This is a genomic window from Bradyrhizobium quebecense (assembly GCF_013373795.3).
Classification (GTDB): Bacteria; Pseudomonadota; Alphaproteobacteria; order Rhizobiales; family Xanthobacteraceae; genus Bradyrhizobium; species Bradyrhizobium quebecense.
The window spans coordinates 128,979-146,104 of sequence record NZ_CP088022.1; the positions used below are offsets into that span (position 1 = coordinate 128,979).

Annotated in this window: 19 protein-coding genes and 1 tRNA gene; 9 read left to right on the forward strand and 11 right to left on the reverse strand. The window is 64.1% G+C overall.

What is annotated here, in order from left to right:
* Positions 1-48: 48 nt before the first annotated feature.
* From fliN to sciP, 5 genes are all read right to left on the reverse strand, one after another.
* A complete protein-coding gene (gene fliN / locus HU230_RS00690) occupies positions 49-399 on the reverse strand; it encodes a flagellar motor switch protein FliN (RefSeq protein WP_176533414.1) in 351 nt (116 codons plus the stop codon).
* Positions 400-417: 18 nt separating this feature from the next.
* Positions 418-1,041 (reverse strand): FliH/SctL family protein, encoded by a 624-nt coding sequence (locus HU230_RS00695; RefSeq protein WP_176533413.1) that lies wholly within the window; start codon positions 1,039-1,041, stop codon positions 418-420.
* On the reverse strand, positions 1,041-2,126 hold the full coding sequence (gene fliG, locus HU230_RS00700) for a flagellar motor switch protein FliG (protein WP_021077001.1): 1,086 nt from the start codon (positions 2,124-2,126) through the stop codon (positions 1,041-1,043). The genes HU230_RS00695 and fliG overlap by 1 nt, the downstream gene beginning before the upstream one ends.
* A 1-nt stretch (position 2,127) precedes the next feature.
* Positions 2,128-3,717, reverse strand: coding sequence for a flagellar basal-body MS-ring/collar protein FliF (gene fliF, locus HU230_RS00705; protein ID WP_420840924.1), 1,590 nt, complete (start codon positions 3,715-3,717; stop codon positions 2,128-2,130).
* Positions 3,718-3,944: 227 nt separating this feature from the next.
* Positions 3,945-4,220 carry a CtrA inhibitor SciP gene (sciP, locus tag HU230_RS00710; protein ID WP_002714638.1) on the reverse strand — a complete coding sequence of 92 codons (276 nt, stop codon included), beginning with the start codon at positions 4,218-4,220 and terminating at the stop codon, positions 3,945-3,947.
* 576 nt (positions 4,221-4,796) lie between these two features.
* Between sciP and HU230_RS00715 the strand changes: the two genes are divergently transcribed.
* Entirely contained in the window at positions 4,797-5,576 is a 780-nt protein-coding gene (locus HU230_RS00715) for an alpha/beta fold hydrolase (RefSeq protein ID WP_176533411.1), read from the forward strand.
* A gap of 143 nt (positions 5,577-5,719) precedes the next feature.
* Here the strand turns inward: HU230_RS00715 and HU230_RS00720 are convergent, their stop codons facing one another.
* Both HU230_RS00720 and HU230_RS00725 read right to left on the reverse strand, forming a co-directional pair.
* Positions 5,720-6,976 (reverse strand): OpgC domain-containing protein, encoded by a 1,257-nt coding sequence (locus tag HU230_RS00720; protein ID WP_176533410.1) that lies wholly within the window; start codon positions 6,974-6,976, stop codon positions 5,720-5,722.
* 121 nt (positions 6,977-7,097) lie between these two features.
* Positions 7,098-7,277 (reverse strand): hypothetical protein, encoded by a 180-nt coding sequence (locus HU230_RS00725; RefSeq protein ID WP_176533409.1) that lies wholly within the window; start codon positions 7,275-7,277, stop codon positions 7,098-7,100.
* Positions 7,278-7,825: 548 nt separating this feature from the next.
* Between HU230_RS00725 and HU230_RS00730 the strand changes: the two genes are divergently transcribed.
* Positions 7,826-8,803 carry a helix-turn-helix domain-containing protein gene (locus HU230_RS00730; protein WP_176533408.1) on the forward strand — a complete coding sequence of 326 codons (978 nt, stop codon included), beginning with the start codon at positions 7,826-7,828 and terminating at the stop codon, positions 8,801-8,803.
* Positions 8,804-8,845: 42 nt separating this feature from the next.
* Here HU230_RS00730 and HU230_RS00735 read toward each other — a convergent pair whose 3' ends face one another.
* Positions 8,846-8,986, reverse strand: a complete 141-nt coding sequence (locus HU230_RS00735) for a hypothetical protein (RefSeq protein WP_176533407.1) — start codon at positions 8,984-8,986, stop codon at positions 8,846-8,848.
* A gap of 233 nt (positions 8,987-9,219) precedes the next feature.
* On the opposite strand from HU230_RS00735, the gene HU230_RS00740 reads away from it, so the two are divergent.
* Entirely contained in the window at positions 9,220-9,507 is a 288-nt protein-coding gene (locus HU230_RS00740) for a hypothetical protein (RefSeq protein WP_176533406.1), read from the forward strand.
* Positions 9,508-10,226: 719 nt separating this feature from the next.
* Here HU230_RS00740 and HU230_RS00745 read toward each other — a convergent pair.
* Together HU230_RS00745 and HU230_RS00750 are read right to left on the reverse strand one after the other, a co-directional pair.
* Positions 10,227-10,943, reverse strand: coding sequence for a flagellar hook assembly protein FlgD (locus HU230_RS00745; protein WP_176533404.1), 717 nt, complete (start codon positions 10,941-10,943; stop codon positions 10,227-10,229).
* Positions 10,944-10,953: 10 nt separating this feature from the next.
* Positions 10,954-12,543 (reverse strand): flagellar hook-length control protein FliK, encoded by a 1,590-nt coding sequence (locus HU230_RS00750; RefSeq protein WP_176533403.1) that lies wholly within the window; start codon positions 12,541-12,543, stop codon positions 10,954-10,956.
* 359 nt (positions 12,544-12,902) lie between these two features.
* On the opposite strand from HU230_RS00750, the gene mnmA reads away from it, so the two are divergent.
* From mnmA to HU230_RS00780, 6 genes are all read left to right on the forward strand, one after another.
* The gene (mnmA, locus tag HU230_RS00755; RefSeq protein WP_176533402.1) at positions 12,903-14,099 is read left to right on the forward strand and encodes a tRNA 2-thiouridine(34) synthase MnmA; all 1,197 of its coding nucleotides are present in this window, start codon (positions 12,903-12,905) and stop codon (positions 14,097-14,099) included.
* 25 nt (positions 14,100-14,124) lie between these two features.
* Positions 14,125-14,763, forward strand: coding sequence for a methyltransferase domain-containing protein (locus tag HU230_RS00760; protein WP_176533401.1), 639 nt, complete (start codon positions 14,125-14,127; stop codon positions 14,761-14,763).
* A gap of 53 nt (positions 14,764-14,816) precedes the next feature.
* A complete protein-coding gene (locus HU230_RS00765) occupies positions 14,817-15,173 on the forward strand; it encodes a hypothetical protein (RefSeq protein ID WP_176533400.1) in 357 nt (118 codons plus the stop codon).
* A gap of 116 nt (positions 15,174-15,289) precedes the next feature.
* Positions 15,290-15,366: transfer RNA gene (locus HU230_RS00770), tRNA-Met, on the forward strand.
* 152 nt (positions 15,367-15,518) lie between these two features.
* Positions 15,519-15,911, forward strand: coding sequence for a hypothetical protein (locus HU230_RS00775; protein ID WP_176533399.1), 393 nt, complete (start codon positions 15,519-15,521; stop codon positions 15,909-15,911).
* On the forward strand, positions 15,911-16,357 hold the full coding sequence (locus HU230_RS00780; RefSeq protein WP_224924260.1) for a c-type cytochrome: 447 nt from the start codon (positions 15,911-15,913) through the stop codon (positions 16,355-16,357). Before HU230_RS00775 ends, HU230_RS00780 begins: the two co-directional genes overlap by 1 nt.
* Positions 16,358-16,534: 177 nt before the next feature.
* Here HU230_RS00780 and HU230_RS00785 read toward each other — a convergent pair whose 3' ends face one another.
* Positions 16,535-16,939, reverse strand: a complete 405-nt coding sequence (locus tag HU230_RS00785; protein WP_176533397.1) for a hypothetical protein — start codon at positions 16,937-16,939, stop codon at positions 16,535-16,537.
* Positions 16,940-17,126: the final 187 nt, after the last annotated feature.

The window sequence follows — 17,126 nt, forward strand, 5'->3', positions numbered from 1 at the left end:
TCTCCTGTTCGTCTGGTCGCGCAGGTTCCGCGCGCTACCGTGAAGTTGTTACGAGCGTTCTGCCTTGATGATTTCGGTCATGGTCACGCCGAGCTTGTCTTCCACCAGCACCACTTCACCACGCGCCACCAGGCGGTTGTTGACGTAGATGTCGATCGCCTCGCCGACGCGGCGGTCGAGTTCGAGCACGGTGCCCGGCCCGAGCTTCAGCAGGTCGCCGACATCCATCTTGGAGCGGCCGAGCACCGCCGAGACCTGCACCGGCACGTCGAACACGGCCTCGAGGTCGGCGGCGATGCGCGCGGCATTTTCGTCCTCGTTGTAGCCGATGTCGTCGATCCCGGGCGCGTCGGAGGCGTTGAGATCGGGAAGCGGGACTTGGGTGTCGGTGTCGCTCATGGTTCAGCCCTCAATCCTTCAGCCGGCCTGGCTGCGGGACGCCAGATAGCGCCCGACGAGTTCGTTGATCTTGCCTTCGATCGCGGCGCGCTCCAGCACCACGCCGCCGTCGGCCCATTCGATCCGGCAGTCGCCGGTCGCAATCGTGGGCTCAGCGAGGATGACCAGCCGGCCTTGGAAGCCGGAATGCGCCGCCACTCGCTCGATATTGTCATGCGCCGCCTCGTAGAGCGCGTCATTGATGCGGACCACGAGATGCGGCGTCGCCACCAGATGCGAGAAGCAGTCGGAGACCAGCGCCGTGATCTCGCCGAGCGGCTCGCGTGCGACCAGTTCGGAGCAGAGCTTGCGGGCGACCGCGACCGCGACATCGACGGCCTCGGTCTCCATCCGCGTTTCGATGCCGGCAAAGCGCGCGGCGATGCCCTTGATCGCGGTGCCGATCTCTTCCAGCGCCTGCGCCGCGCGGCGGTCGCTCTCGACCTTGGCCTCGCGCAGCGCGGCCTCATAGCCGGCGCGATAGGCCCGCGCCTCGGCGTCGGCGACCTTCTGCGCGACCTCCGCCGGGGTCGGGGCGCGCTCGCGCGAACGGTCCGGCGCCGAAAAGTCCGTGTCGAACAGGAATTTTGCGGGTGCGGCCATCAGTACACCAGCTCGTCGTCGGCGCGGTTCTTGGTCAGGGTGATCTCGCCGCGGGCGGCGAGGTCCTTGGCGAGGTTGACCAGCAGCGCCTGCGCCTCGTCGACGTCGCGCAGGCGCACCGGGCCCATCGCGGCCATGTCGTCCATCAGCATCTTGCCGGCGCGCGAGGACATATTGCCGAGGAAGAAGCTGCGCACCTCCTCGTTGGCGCTCTTCAGCGCGACGCCGAGCTTGTCCTTGTCGATGTTGCGCATCAGCGTCTGGGCCGAGGCGGAGTCGAGCTTGATCAGGTCGTCGAAGGTGAACATCAGCGCCTTGATGCGTTCGGCGGATTCGCGGTTTTCCTCTTCCAGCGAGGTGATGAAGCGGGTCTCGGTCTGGCGGTCGAAGTTGTTGAAGATCTCGGCCATCACCTCATGGGCGTCGCGGCGGCGGGTCTGCGACAGGTTCGACATGAACTCGGTGCGCAGCGTCTGCTCGACGCGCTCGATGACTTCCTTCTGCACCGCCTCCATCCGCAGCATGCGGCCGACCACGTCGAGCGCGATGTCCTCGGGCAGGATCGCCAGCACGCGCGCGGCGTGCTCCGGCTTCAGTTTCGACAGCACCACGGCGATGGTCTGCGGGTATTCGTTCTTGAGGTAGTTGGCGAGCACCTCTTCCTGCACGTTGGAGAGCTTCTCCCACATGTTGCGGCCGGCGGGGCCGCGGATCTCGTCCATGATGCCGGTGACGCGCTCGGCCGGCAGATATTGCTGCAGCAGCCGTTCGGTGGCGTCGAAATTGCCCATCAGCGCGCCGGAGGCCGACATCCGCGAGACGAATTCCAGCATCAGGTCCTCGACCACGTCGGCCTCGACGGTGCCGAGCGTCGACATGTGGACCGACAGCTCGCGGACCTCCTCGTCGTCGAGCATCGACCAGATCTTGCCGCCATATTGCTCGCCGAGCGCGAGCATCAGGATCGCGGCGCGCTTCGGGCCGGGCAGCGGCTTGCCCTTGGGCCGGGCGCTCTGCCGGTTCGCCAGCGTCGAGAGGACGGTGGCGATGTCGTTGGCGTTGGTGGTCTGGGGTACGGCGGCCATGTCAGTTCTCCACCGGCTCGCTCAGCCATTGACGAACGATGGAGACGGTTTCGTTCGGATTGCGTTCGGCGAGTTCGCCGACCCGGTGCACGGCCTGGGCGTGGACCTGACCCTGGATCTGGGCGACGTCGATCAATTGCGCCGCGCCGCTGCCGCTCGGGATCAGCGCCTGGCCCGGCGCACCGGCGCTCTCGGCATGGGCTTCGGCCAGCGCGGGCACGCCGGCGCCGCCACCCAGCGCCGGAATGACGTCGGCCGCCACGATGCGCTTGACCAGCGGGCGGACCACCATGAACAGCACGACCAGGCCGAGCATCATCATGACCCCGAGCTCGATGACGTACATCACGTCATCCTTGGTGAATTGCAGCATGCCGAGCAGGCCGGTCGGCTGCGCGATCGGCTGCGCGATCGGCTGCGCGGTCGGCGGCTCGGCGAAGCGCAGGTTGACGACCTCGACCTGGTCGCCGCGCTTCTGGTCGAAGCCGATCGCGGAGCGGACCAGGGCGGCGATGCGGTCGAGCTGCTCCTTGGTGCGGTCCTGGTAGACCATCTCGCCTTTTTCGTTCTTGGCGTAGGCGCCGTCGACCAGCACCGCGACCGAGATGCGGTTGACGCGGCCGGCCTCGGTCACCTCGGTCTTGGTGGTGCGGGAAATCTCGTAGTTGTTGGTTTCCTCGCTCTTCTTGCTCTGGTCGCGGGCGCGGGCAGCGTTGTCCTGGTTCTGGTTGCCCGGCAATTCGTTGTTGACGGTGACCTGGCCGGAATTGTCGGCGGTGAGGCTCGATTCCTCGCGGGTCTGGGTCGAGCGCAGCACGCGGCCTTCGGGGTCGAACTTGTCCGAGGTCTGGGTGATCTTGTTGTAGTCGAAGTCGGCAGAGAGCTGGACGCGGGCGCGCCCGGCGCCGACCACCGAGGAGACGATGTCCTCGACCTGCTTGCGCATCCGCTTCTCGAAGGCGGCGCGGCGCTCGTCGCCGACCGCGGCATCGGCATCGGATTGGGCGCCATCGGCGAGCAACTGGCCGGCCTCGTCGACGATCGAGACCCGCTGCGGCTTCAACCCGTTGACGGCGGAGGCGACGACATGGCGGATCGCGCGGATCTGCTGCGGCTCCAGCGCGCCGCGCACCCTGAGCACGATCGAGGCGGATGGTTCCGGCGTCTCGCGTGAGAACAGCGGCTTTTCCGGCAGCACGAGGTGGACGCGCGCGGCCTGGACGCGGTCGATGGCGCGGATGGTGCGGGCGAGCTCGCCCTCTAGCGCCCTCAAATGATTGATGTTCTGGACGAAGCTCGTGGTGCCGAGCGCGTCCGACTTGTCAAAGATCTCGTAGCCTACGCCGCCGCCCTTGGGCATGCCGCCCTCGGCGAGCTTCATCCGGAGCCGCGTCACCTTGTCTTTCGGCACCATGATCGCGGCGCCGTCACTGCGCAGCTCGAACGGGATCGCCTGGCGCTCCAGCTCCTTGATAATGGCCGAGGAATCCTCGGTCGACAGGTCGGTGAAGAGGGTGGTCATCTGGGGCGTGGTGACGCGCATGATGACGAACGCGAAGAAACCGATCAGGGCCGCGGTGACCGCAACCATGGCCGCGAGGCGGGCCGCACCTAGACCTCTGAAGAAAGCAACCAGACTTTGCACCAACGGCCCCCAGGGATTCGGCCCACGCGGGTCCGACTGGGCAAATATTGCCTAGGGTATGGTTTCCATATGGTTAACGAAGGTTAAGAACCGCGGCAAAAACGCGGACATGAAAAAAACCGGCTTCGCAATGCGAGGCCGGTTTTCGTCAAATACCACTGTTTGGGCGAAACTTACTGCCGGTACTGCTGGATGCGTGTCGTGCGCAGTCCGGCCAGACCATGCTGGTCGATCGAGAACTGCCAGGAAAGGAACTCATCGACGGTCAACGTGTAGCGGCTGCAAGCCTCCTCAAGGGAGAGCAGGCCGCCGCGGACCGCAGCGACGACTTCGGCCTTGCGGCGGATGACCCACCGCTTGGTACCGGGGGCCGGCAGGTCCGCAATCGTTAACGGGCTGCCGTCAGGCCCGATGACGTATTTCACCCTCGGGCGATGGGGTTCTGTCATGGCGTACTCACAAACTCTCAACCACTGAACTCGCAGGAGGTAACCTACGCCCACCGGTTTAAAATTTGCCTAAGCCCAAGCGTTCAATACGAATCTCGTTGGAACGGCCGGGAACAGGGCGGCGGATCGGGGGCTTGGGAGCCGTGCGCTGCCGGTTGCTCGCCCGTTTCGTCAGGCAGCGGAGCAAGCTGCACCCCTCTCCCTAACCCTCCCCCGCAAGGGGGGAGGGAACCCAGCCGCCGGTGCGTCCCTCACGCGCCCTTTGCGTCTTACGTGCAGCAGATGCGCAGCGTGAGGTGAGCACATCGGCAGGGCTCCCTCCCCCTTGCGGAGGAGGCCGGGGAGAGGGGTAAGCCCCGGGCGAGATGATCGATTTGAAATTGCTGGCGCAATGACGGCTGCGAACGACGTCACGTGAACGATCGTCGAGCATCCCGCTCGTTCAACTATCCTTGATCTCGATCGCAAGTCCCCAGCGACGTCGCGCGTAACCAATCGCTTTTGCGTGCGTAGAAGAGATTGTCCGCTCACCGCAGGTGGGCGCGTTTCGCCGATCACTCCATCCGAGCCCTTGTCATGATGATGAACAGACGCACCTTCTCGACCGCCTTGCTTGCCGGAGCGGCAGCTTCGCTGGTGTCCTCGCGCGGCATCGCCGCAACAACGCCGCCGGTGAAGGCACGCAACGTCGTCTTGGTGCACGGCCTGTTCGCCGACGGCTCGTGCTGGTCCGAGGTCATTCCGCGCCTGCAGGCCGCCGGGCTCAATGTGACATCCGTGCAAAATCCGCTGACCACGCTGCCGGAAGCGGTCGCCTCGGCGCAGCGGGTGCTCGATCGTCAGGATGGCCCGACCGTTCTGGTCGGCCATTCCTTCTCCGGCATGATCGTCACCGAGGCCGGCGTGCATCCGAATGTCTCGGCGCTGGTCTATGTCGCCGCGCGCGCACCCGACGCGGATGAGGACTACACCGCGCTGGCAAAAACCTATCCGACGCCGCCCGCGAGCGCCGGCATTGTGTTCGATGGCGACGAGGGCCGGCTGAGCGAGGAGGCGTTCCTGCGCGATTTCGCCGGTGACCTGCCGGAAGCCAAGGCGAAGGTGCTCTATGCCGTGCAGCAGCCGTTCCACAAGCAATTGCTGTCGGGCAAGACCAGCCACGCGGCCTGGCGCAGCAAGCCGAGCTACTACGCGGTCTCGACCGAGGACCGCACCATCAATCCGGATCTCGAACGCTTCATGGCCAAGCGCATGGGCGCCACCACGATCGAGGTGAAGGCCAGCCATCTCGCGTTGATCTCGCAGCCTGAACCGATTGCGCGGCTGATCCTCAAGGCAGCGGGCCGGTCGGAGTGAGCATCGGCGGCAAGCGTGCTTCGGCAGCGAACTCCGTTTTCGCCTCTCCCCGCGTGTGGGGAGAGGTCGGAATGGTTGCGTCGCGAATGCGTGTGCGCCCGAACGCGGCAAAACAGCCGATGTCCGGCACGATCCAAATTTCATCAAGGGCAGTACGTCGACGGAGCGGTGACGGCTCTCAGCTGTGCATCAAGAACGGTCCTGCGTGCGCGATCCTCAACTTTCGGATTTGTAACGGCTGCGGGCATTTTCCGATCAACTGCGCCCACCGCAGGCTTGCGCTTGGTGCTGAGCGCGTTCAGGAGCGCCGCGACGGCGGTCATCATCAAGACGCCGCCGAGACTGAGCGCGATCTGCATCGCAGGCCAGTTCGAGATGTTGAACAGATCAAACTGGCTGACCAGCGCCAGGAGGACGCCGAGGCAATAGATCGGTAGCGAATTCTCGCCACACCACCGCGCGCCACGCAGCATCGGCGTCGATAGTCCTCGCCAACCCTCGGGAACAAGCCATGACGCCACGATCGCGAGAGCCAGGAAATGCAGTAGCCGCAACGGGCTCAGATTCGATTTGTCCAGTGGAAACAGCAAATCCGTCAAAGCCTGCGGCACCAGCGGCTTGATCTGCTGGCCGAGCGCAAGGAACAGGCTCAGCGCGAGAAAGAGGGTGGAAAGGACCAGCGCAGGGCGCGACGTTATCCAATCCCGGATTGTCTTCCCCTCGATGACGTACCATGCGCCCAGCACGACCAGAAACTGCCATGCCAGCGGGTTGAAGAACCAGACGCCGTCGGGCCAGGCGGGAACGCGCCAGCCGAAAAAGTGCACCAGAGCATAAAGCAACAGCGAAAGGCCAAGCGTAACGTTTGGTGCGCGCAGCAGCAGCCACAGCAACGGTGCGAACAGCACGTGGCAGATCACAAAGACCGGCAAGACATCGGTATTGACAGGGCGGAATTGCAGGATTGCGGCGTGCGCAAGCGCCGCGCCCGGACGTTCGAAAAAAACGCGCGTATTGCTGTCATCGGCAAGATGATCGCTGCCCGCGACATAGACGAGCACGGCGCAAGCGAGCGCGAGCAAGAGAAAGGCGGCATAGATATCCCATCCCCGCCGCAGCGAACGGCCGATCACGCCTCTCCAGCCGTCACGTTGGCGGGCTCTGCCGTAGGCCAGCGCGCAAGTCACGCCCGAAATGAACATGAATATTTCGGCGGCGTCGCAGAAGCCGTAGTTGCGCAGCGTCAGCCAGCTTCCGACGTTATTTGGAACGTGGTCGAGAAAGATCCACCACAACGCGATCCCGCGACAGACGTCGATGCGCGGGTCGCGACCGGTCGATCTGAATTCTGGCGGAGCTTCGCCGATCAATCGCTTCGAGGTGTGGGTTCGATCATGCATCTGTCGATCTGTCCGGCGTGCGCGCGGCCTCGTCGGGCGCAAATCCAACGAACGTTGGATGCTCCAAGGCGTGCGCGTGCCGGACCAGCCTCCGGCCGAGCCATGGGATTGGACGCTCCAGCTACCCGAGGGTTGGCGGCGCTTTCGCCGGCCAGCCGCAATCAAGGGGCCCGGAACGCTCGCCGTCTTCCGGCGGTGCCTGCAGGACTTCGCCGACGAGCGGTATCAAAAGCTGCTTTCGCATTTCGGCGAGGCGGGCACGACAGTACTCGTGATAAAGCATGTCGAATATGATGGACATGATCGAACGCCTTCTTGATCACTGAGGTTGACTTCCCACGTGACAGATTTCGACCATTTCAACCGGCGGCCAAAGGCCAACAGTGCCGCCGGCATTTTATGTCCCACAAATTCTGCTTAGCGATTTGGCTAGAGCAGCGAAATAAAATCGGTATCTGCAATCTTTCAAAACAACCTGCCCGCGGCTCCGTAAACCGGATCAAGTGCGAACAGGGCATCAAGCTGATCTGCGCTTGCGTGCCGCCAGGGATGTCCAATGAATCCGTTGGCGGCAATTACAGATAGAGCCATCACGACCGTCTCCTCCTAAGGGAGAAATAAAGGCCGCGACTTTCGCGATCAGTATAAACGTAATATTCTGACCGACATGTGAACCAGTTCACATCTGCATCGATCACAGGCAAATCAGACTAGCAGATCGATAGCATGGCTTCTTGGACTTGCGCGCACGGACCCTGAGAAGGCCGGTGCGTGAATTGCAAAATGCAGACATTGAAAATGGTGTGCCGCAGCATTTCATCCTGACGCTCTGTGAAGGCTGGAGGTCCCATGCCTACGGATGCAGCCAATTTTGCATCGCATCGATTTTCGACGCGCGACCTTCCGGAGCGTATTCGTCTCCCTCTATGGCGCGAGCACTTTGGGCGATGCGTCGTGCACGCCGACATCGAGCCGCTGTCGAACGCTCCGATCCAGGCCGATGCGTCGCTACAGGCGATTCAAGGTCTGCGCATGCTCGCGCTGAAGGGCACGTCGATGCGCTTTGAGCGTTCGCAAGCGAGCCTCGCCGATGGCGATGATTCCGTCGGCATCATCTTCTGCTCTCCCGGCAGAAGTCAGCTATCGCAGCGCTGCCGGCAAGTTGAGCTTCGCGCGGGCGATGCAATCGCAATTCTGCATTCCGAGCCCGCCAGCGTTATCTACGTCGATGGATTGCAATTCGGTCTGGCGGTGCCGCGCGCGGAGCTCGAACAGCGCGTAACGAATGTCGAGAGCCTGGCCATGCGGCCGATTGGGCGCCGATCGGAAGCATTCCGGCTATTCGCGACATATCTGAAGTCGGTGCTCAAGGCGAGAGCACTGACGGCCCCGAAACTTCGTCATACGGTCGTGACCCACATCCATGATCTCGTCGCACTTGCGATCGACGAGTGTCCTGCCTTGGGCGAGAGCAGCGCGAGCGCCGTCGTGGCTGCGCGGCACAGTGCAGCACTCGGCTACATCACCGCACACTTTCAGGAGCCTGGGCTCAGCGTTCAAACGGCCGCACGTTGCCAGGGCATCTCGCCTCGCTATCTGCAACGCCTGATGGCGTCGTCGGGAACGTCGTTCACGGAGCGCCTGAACGAATTGCGTCTCCAGCGGGCGTTCGAACTGCTGACCGGGTCCCCCGCCGGCCGTCAGCGAATCTCCGACATCGCGCTGGAGGTTGGCTTCTCTGATGTTTCGCATTTCAATCGCTTGTTCCGAATTCGTTTCGGCGATTCTCCGCGCGGCGTTCGGCTTGCCCGAAAGGCGGCCAGCTGAGCCACAGTGCCCAGACTGCCGCGTGTGCAATGCGCGCCGCCTTCATCGCGGGCTCGGTGTCGGCCGCCAGGACAGGTCGTCGGACCAGAGGTAGATCGCGATCGCCGCCAGGCACAAGGCGATGCCGATCCAGAACACCGGCGAGTGATGGATGGGTCGTCGATCGCTCGGAGTTGGCTTCATTCGATCAACTCATTGCGCGGGAGTATCGAGGCCGGCGCTATCTGGAACCGAGAGTGTCGCTCAGGCAGGCCGCTCCTTGCAAGACGTCCCTTGCAACAGCCCGCGCACGCCGCTGGCGCGGTTGCATCGGTTGCAAAGAAGAGTGAGCTAGCTCACGGCGTGTGCGCGCGCAACGCATCATTCTCGGGGCGTCGCATCGGAGCGACGAATGGAAAACGAAGGACCCCGACATCATGGCCAATATCGACCACAAGCAAGGCACCTATACGATCGCCGCCAATTCGAGCCAGCCGTTCACGTTCTGGTGGGGCAAGGACTCGAAAGCGCCGAACGAGTTTTTCGACGTATCGATCGCGCCGCATTTCGAGAAGAACCAGACCTCGATGGAGCCCCTGCACGAAACCGACCGGGCCGTGTACTGGGATCACCGCGGCGGTGTCGGCGTCGTGCTGATCCTGACCTTGCAGAATCGCAACAACTTTCCGGTGACATTCGAGGCCAATCACGTTCGCATCTATTGATGCGGCGAGGACATCGAGCAGGCCGCGCCGGTTGCGCGGCCGGCGCAGGCCAGACCTGTCAGGCATGACTGGCGTTCGAGGGGGTGAGTGCAGCGAGACAGCCTCGCTTTGTCATTCCACTCCGGCCGCGCTCCTACTCGCCGGCAGTCGGCGGCAGCCGCTCCCGAAGCACTGCGATCTCGAGCATGACGGTGATGGCGATGGTCCTGAGGCGCGCGTTCTCGGTCATTGTCTCGGCAAGCTGCGGGTGGGGTGCCCCGGCACGGCTTGGAGTGGTCTGGGTGCGTTCTGGCGGTGTCGGGCGTGTCGGGGTCACAGGCTAGCTCTTGCCGGCGGTCAAGGCGCGCAGCCTGGGCAGCTGCGGAGTTTCAGGGCGGAATCGGCGTTCAAACGCGGAATATGAAGATAACGTCCGCTTGCTTACAGGAAGCTGACGTGTCGCAATTTATTGCTGTTTATGTCTGTCGAGGCCACTTGGGAGGCATGGAGCCCTGGCACTGATTTGCCCGACGGCGCAAGCCCCCGTCGCAAAAACAGTTCGCTTTATCAGAAGTACTGTCGGCCTTCGCCGGGACGACGACGGTGAAGCGGCGTTATCGGCCCCTGCTTCCGAAATGCAGGGACGACGGGTGTATGCGGCAACTCGTGACGTGCAAAAGCGCCCGCGCAATTCCCGCGAGGCTGAGCGCTGGATTGGCGGGATGCAGCGAAGCCTTGGCTTAGCTGCTGCTCGTCGCGCCGCGCACCACGCGCTTGATCTTGTCGGTGGTATAGGTCTGGCCGCCGATCGAGAGCAGCGGCGGGGAGGCGGTCAGGTCGACGGAGTCGACGACGCCCTGAATCTCGGTCGAGATGGCAAGGTCGTTGCCCTTGGAATCCTTGCCGGTCGCGGTCAGCGTGTAGGTGCCGGCCGGCCATTGCGTGCCGTCCGTGCCCTTGCCATCCCAGACGAAGCTGGCGTTGCCCTGCTTCAGGTTGAAATTGCCGGAATAGGCGGTCTGGCCAGTCGCGCTGGTAATCGTGATGGTGGCGCTGGTGGCTTGCGGCGACACCAGATTCCAGGTCGCGGATTTGTTGAGCTGCGTCTTGCTGCCGTCGACGGCGACCGTGTTGCCGACATAGACCAGCGCCTGGGTCGATTGCGCGCTCTTCTCGATCGCGATCAGCTGCTTGAGCTGATCGTTGGATTTCAGCTGTTGCTCGACGCCGGCGAACTGCACGAGCTGCTGGGTGAACTGGTTGGTGTCGAGCGGGTCGAGCGGGTTCTGGTGCTGCAACTGCGTGGTCAGCAGCGTCAGGAAGGTCTGGAAATTGTCGGCGATGCCCTGCGACGAGGTCGTCAGGCCACTGCCGGTGCTGCTGCTTCCGGAGCTCGTTCCGTTGCTGGTGCCCGGTGCTGAGACGACCGGCGTCGGCATGGTTGCATCGACTGCCATGGTGAACTCCTTACACTCTGATATCGACGCCGCCGAGGGCGCCGGGTGCGCGGCCATAGGAGCGGCCCGCCGCTGCGGCGGGGACGCTGTCCTCCTCAGTGACGATCAATCGATGGGCGTTCGGATTGGACTGGCCGTTGTTGTTCTGGCCCGACTGCGACTGGTCGCGCAGACTGAACTGCAATCCGCCATTGCCGGTCGACAGGCCGGCATTGTCGAGCGCGCGCTGCAGCTGGTTGGCGTCCTGGCGCAGCATCGACAGCGTCTCCGGGCGTTCGACGGTGAGATGCGAGGTCACCTGGCCGTTGCGATCGACGTCGATGCGGACATCGATGCGGCCGAGCTCGGCGGGGTCGAGCCGGATCTCGAAGCGGCTCTTGCCGCTCTTGGCGGAGGCCGCGATCTGCATCGCAAGCCCGCTGAGCGGCACGGTGGCGGTTTGCGCGGCGTTGGTCACGGTCAATTGCGCGGTCGCAGACGGCGTCGTCTGGCTGGCCGGCAGTTGCGCCTGGAGTGCATTCGCCGCCTGCGCGCTGGGATCGGGCGTCGTGAGCTGGGTCTGGGCAGCCGCGTGGCCGCCGGCCGTCGGCGCGGCGTTGCCGTCGCCGCTTGCATCGGCCTTGATGGTATCGGCTGCGCCGTCCGCGGTGGCCTTCGCCTTGCCGGATACAGCCGCGGGCTGCGTGGCTGCGGGAACGATGTTGGTCGGAGCAGCCTGCGCGGTGTTGGCGTTGCCCTGCGCCGCGCCGTCCTGGCTGGTTGGCGTTGTCGCGGTCGCGTCCTTTGCGGCCACCTGTGCCTTGGCTTGCGTCGTTGTCTTCGTGGCGGGCGTTCCGGCGGCAACCGTGGCGGCGAGTGTCGGGTCGCCGGTCGCCGTCGCTGCGCCGGAAACCGTTGCCGCATCTGTCGTGATGACCTGTCCCTCGGTCTTGACGCCAGCCGCCTTCGCGACCTTGTCGGCATTCGCCGTGGCGGTCGCCGCGGTTGCAGTGTCGGCGCCGGCGGGCGCACCGCTGCCGGCCGGCGCACCGGTGGCGGCGATGGCGGAGCTTGCCGCGATGGCCGCAGCCGCGATCGCGAGCGGTGCGGCCGGCTGGCCGGATGGCGCGGTCGCCGCTGTCGGGTCAGTCGCCGGTGTGGCGGCGACGGGAACGGCAACCACGGCGCTGGCCGCCGCCGCATTGGCTGGGTCCGGCTGCGGCACGGCTTGCGCCGTGGCCTTGTCGCCGGTGGATTGCGCATCGGTGCTCGACTTCGCGTCGTCCGATTTCGATTTCGACTTGGTCTTGCGCGGCGCGTCGCTGCCGCTATCGACCTTGTTGTCATCGCGCGAGCTGCCGGAATCCCGCGACGTCCGGTCGGAGGCCGTGCTGTTGTCGCGGGAGCGTGCATCGGTCGTCGAGGTCGAATCGTCGGACCGGCGCACGGGCGACGGTTGGGTGTCGTACCTGTTGTTGTCGCTCGTGGACGCAGAATTGCTGTCGACCAGCGCGGCAAAGCCGTCGTTCCCCGCCTGCGAGGCGGGATCGGTCCGCGCCGACCGCGGCGCCGCGCCCTGAAAGGACCGGCTTGCCAATGCTTCCGACGTCACGCTGACCACTGCCAACCCTCGCAAATGAGACTTCCGGCGTTTTGTCAGCAAGGAGTGGGCCAATCACCGAGTCTAAAAAAGTACGAGCAATTTCAATCAGTTAAATGTTGCGCGTGCGGCCTGGAACAGGTTCCAGACAGGCCTCCTTTTTGCCCGGCGGCAAGATTTGCCGTTCGCGCACGGCAAGACACGGATTCCGCCGGATTGCCTCGCCGGAATACGGCCTATATTAAAGGTGGCCTCCGACGCGTCCCGAACCGACCGAACCGGCCTTGGACGCGTTCTAAGGCTCTCTGGACAAAGGCTTTTTCCAATTTCGTCGCGGAGCGCATAAGCTCGCCGCGACAGTGACCAATGACCGCTTAGAGATGCTCAACAGTCTGGATATTGAAGGCCGCCCTGAAGACACACGGATCGTCGTTGCCATGTCGGGCGGCGTCGACTCGTCGGTGACGGCTGCGCTGTTGAAGTCGCAGGGTTATGACGTGGTCGGGATCACGCTGCAGCTCTACGATCATGGCGCGGCGACCCATCGCAAGGGTGCCTGCTGCGCCGGGCGCGACATTCACGATGCGCGCAATGTCGCCGAGCGGATCGGCATTCCGCATTACGTGCTCGATTACGAAAGCCGCTTCAAGCAATCGGTGATCGACAATTTCGCCGACAGCTACGCGCTCGGCGAGACGCCGGTGCCGTGCATCGAGTGCAACCGTTCGGTCAAGTTTCGCGATCTGCTCTCGACCGCCCGCGAGCTCGGTGCGCAGGCGCTGGCCACCGGACACTATGTCGCCTCGCGCCGGCTTGCCGACGGATCGCGCTCGCTGACTTGCGCGGCGGATGCCGATCGTGACCAGAGCTATTTCCTGTTCGCGACCACGCGCGAGCAGCTCGACTTCCTGCGCTTCCCGCTCGGCGACATGACCAAGCCGCAGACCCGCGAGCTGGCGCGGCGCTTCGATCTCGAGGTCGCCGACAAGCAGGACAGCCAGGACATCTGCTTCGTGCCGACCGGCCGCTACACCGACATCATCGGACGGCTCAAGCCGAATGCGATCGCCCCGGGCGACATCGTCGATCTCGCCGGCAACGTCGTCGGCCAGCATCAGGGCATCGTTCATTTCACCGTCGGCCAGCGCAAGGGCCTCGGCATCGCCTCGGGCCACCCGCTCTATGTGGTCAAGCTCGACGCGGCGACGCGCCGGGTCGTGGTCGGGCCGCGCGAGGCGCTGCGGATGGATCGCATCGCGCTGCGCGACGTCAACTGGATCGGCGACGGCGCGCTGGATCGCGTGATCGGCGAGGGCATCGAGATCTATGTCCGCGTGCGGTCGACGCGCGCGCCGCAGCCGGCATGGTTGCGCGCCGCCGATGGCGGCTATGAGGTCGAGCTCGTCGCCGGTGAGGAGGGCGTGTCGCCGGGCCAGGCCTGCGTGTTCTACGACGCGGCCTCCGGGCAGGCGCGCGTGCTCGGCGGCGGCTTCATCAGAAGTGCGAGCGCGAGCCGCGTGGCGCGGGCCGCGACGCAGGATGCGATGGCGCCGCTCGCGGAAGCGATTCGCGGCTAGACAGAAGAAGCATCGGGGCAGGGGAATGGCTGGGGACATCGACCGCGAGGGGGTCGAAAAGGCGTATGGCCGCTGGGCACCGATCTACGATCTGGTGTTCGGCAAGGTGTTCGATCAGGGCCGTCAGTCGACGATCGCGGAGGCCGACCGGATCGGCGGACGCGTGCTCGACGTCGGCGTCGGCACCGGGCTGTCGCTGTCGGAATATGCGCGCACCACAAAGCTGTGCGGCGTCGATATTTCCGAGCCGATGCTGCGGCGGGCGCTCAAGCGCGTGCGCGTGCTGGGCCTCAGCAATGTCGAGACGCTGGCGGTGATGGACGCCAAGCACCTCGCATTTCCGGATTCGTTTTTCGACGCGGTGGTCGCGCAATACGTCATCACCGCAGTGCCGGATCCCGAAGCCACGCTGGATGATTTCATTCGCGTGCTGAAGCCGGGTGGCGAACTAATCCTGGTCAATCACATCGGCGCCGAGAGCGGCCCGCGCCGCATTTTCGAGCTCGCCTTCGCGCCGCTGGCGCGGCGGCTCGGCTGGCGTCCGGAATTTCCTTGGGAGCGGCTGACCAATTGGGCCGCCAAGCATGGCGGCGTCAGCCTTGCGGAACGCCGGCCGATGCCGCCGATGGGGCATTTCTCGCTGATCCGTTTCCGCAAATCGTGAGACTGCGGCGATTTTGATCGGGAACATCGGCGCGTGGTCACGGTTTTCTCGTCATGAGGATCAATCGAACACTCGCGTTGTCCTGGGCCCTGATCATGGCGCCCGTCGTTGCCGCGGCGCAGGCGCCGCCGACGCCCGCTACGCCGCCGGCACAGACTGCGCCGCCGGCACCGTCGCGTGCCGCCGCGAATTGCGCGCCGCAGCAGCCTTCGCATCCGGGTGTTGCGGTTCCGGAGGGAACCACCACCGGGCAAGCTTTGGGCGACAAGCTCGCCAAATCCGACGGCGTGCTGTGTCCGCCGGCCGGCGTCGACCCTGAAATGCGTGCGCCGACCCCGCAAGGCGGCAACACACCGGTGATTCCGCCACCTGGCAGCCCCGGCGGCGACCCCTCAGTCAGGCCAAAATAGCCTCTGTCTGCAATAGTTTGCGGTCTCGTCCGGGTTTGCTTGACAGGCGTGCGTGCCACTCTTTATATGCCGCGCGTTCGCACCCGCGGCTTGCATGCCGCCGATCGCGAGCCCATGGCGGGGTAGCTCAGCTGGTTAGAGCACGGGAATCATAATCCTGGGGTCGGGGGTTCGAGTCCCTCTCCCGCTACCAACGTTCCCCCCGACATAGCCATGTTCGGGAAAAGGGCGGGATTGTCGCAAAGCGCGGCAAGACGGCCCTTTATGTCGATCCGTACACTCCGATTGTCCTCGGCATTCGCTTTGGTTCCCGCACCGCCAGGCCGGCTTGGGCTGGCATGCACGATGATGGACGCGACCAATTCGCGGATGGTCGCGTTCCGGCGGCGTGCCTGCGACGACAATGGAGTCAACGATCCGGTTCATCTCGCGCTCGATCGCCGTTCTAGCCGTGCGCACTTGGTGATCGTCTCCTTTTTAAGGCGCTCGCCGCTGCGGGCGTCGAAAGTGGAAACGGTGAATCGCATGGGGTTGACGACCATGACAGTCAGGAAGAAAAGCTCGGTGCGAGCCGAGAGTAAACCGCCCAGCCGTGGTCTTCGAATCGGTCCGGGAAATGATGACCGAGGTCGACTGCGCGGCAAGGCCGCGAGTTTCCTCTCCATTGATTTACGTCAAACTGAAGCAAGTCCATCACCGCTAGACAGATTTGTCGGAAAGCCTGGGGACGCGATATGATGACCCTTTGCCTGAAGCCGCTGATGATTGTCAGTCTGACCGTCGTTTTCGCCGCGGCAGCTCACGCTGAAGATGCCGATGTCGGCAAGGTCGAATTTCAAGCCTCGTGCGCAAGCTGCCATGGTGTGGATGGAAAGGGCAGGGGACCTGTCGCTGAGCAGCTGAAGGTGCCGCCTGCCGATTTGACGGCTTTGGCCAAGAACAACAACGGGGTCTTTCCTATAACCGCCGTTTATGAAGCCATAGATGGGCGGAGAACAATTTCCGCGCACGGCACGCATGAGATGCCGATTTGGGGGGAACGATACAATCCCGTTAAAAGCTTGCCTCACATTGTCGATCCGGCCTACGACGCGCTCGATCCTTCCCGGGATCTGCGGGAGGTCGTCGTGCGAACACGAATCCTCGCCGTTATCGATTATCTGAACCGCATTCAGCAAAAGTAGCGACAGTGAAGGCGTTCGGGATCGTCGTGCTGCCGATACTGCTCGGCCGCGGCGACGCGATCTCCTGCAATAGATGAGCGGCAGCCCTGTATGCGCGAAGGCGCGCCGCGCGCAACATTGATCCCCATCAAGGCCGCTGCGAGCAAAGTCGTTAGTGGTCATATGGACAGTGGAGGATCAACGATGACCAGCATAATGCTTGACGCCCAGCAAATCCAGAACGCCCCGGCTCCCGTTCGCCTCTGGCTTGAGCAGCAGATATCGGCGGCTCTCGGTCCAAGGCCGGCACCCGGAGCGTCGTCGCCTCGCTTGGTTGCGTGCACGGAAGCCCAGGCAGCGAACCTTCTCAATCGAATTAGACAGGTGCCATTTGCTGTCGAAGTGTTCTTCGGGCTCGCCCATCCTGAGATCTCCTTCGGCGAGCCGCCGGTCGTGACGTTCCGTCTCCTCGAGCTTCGGCGTCGTGCTGGTTTGGAGAACATCACCGAGCTCCTCGAATGCCTCGACCTCATCAATCGGGCGTTCGCCGAGATGTGTGACGATCCTGCCGCGCGGTTCTGTGATTTCGATGCCGCCGGGCACTGCTCGATCCTGCCAGCCACCCAGAACAGTATCGGTGCATTGTGGAAGGCACTCATTGCGGCGGAGAGGCCTGGCGCGCTGCCAATCACCGCAGCCGAATAGTGCAGGGCGGGCACGAGATGAATCCGAAAAGGCCCTGCCGCAGGCCGCCGAGGAAGTTGGCCGGCCGCCTGTCGTCATCCATTGT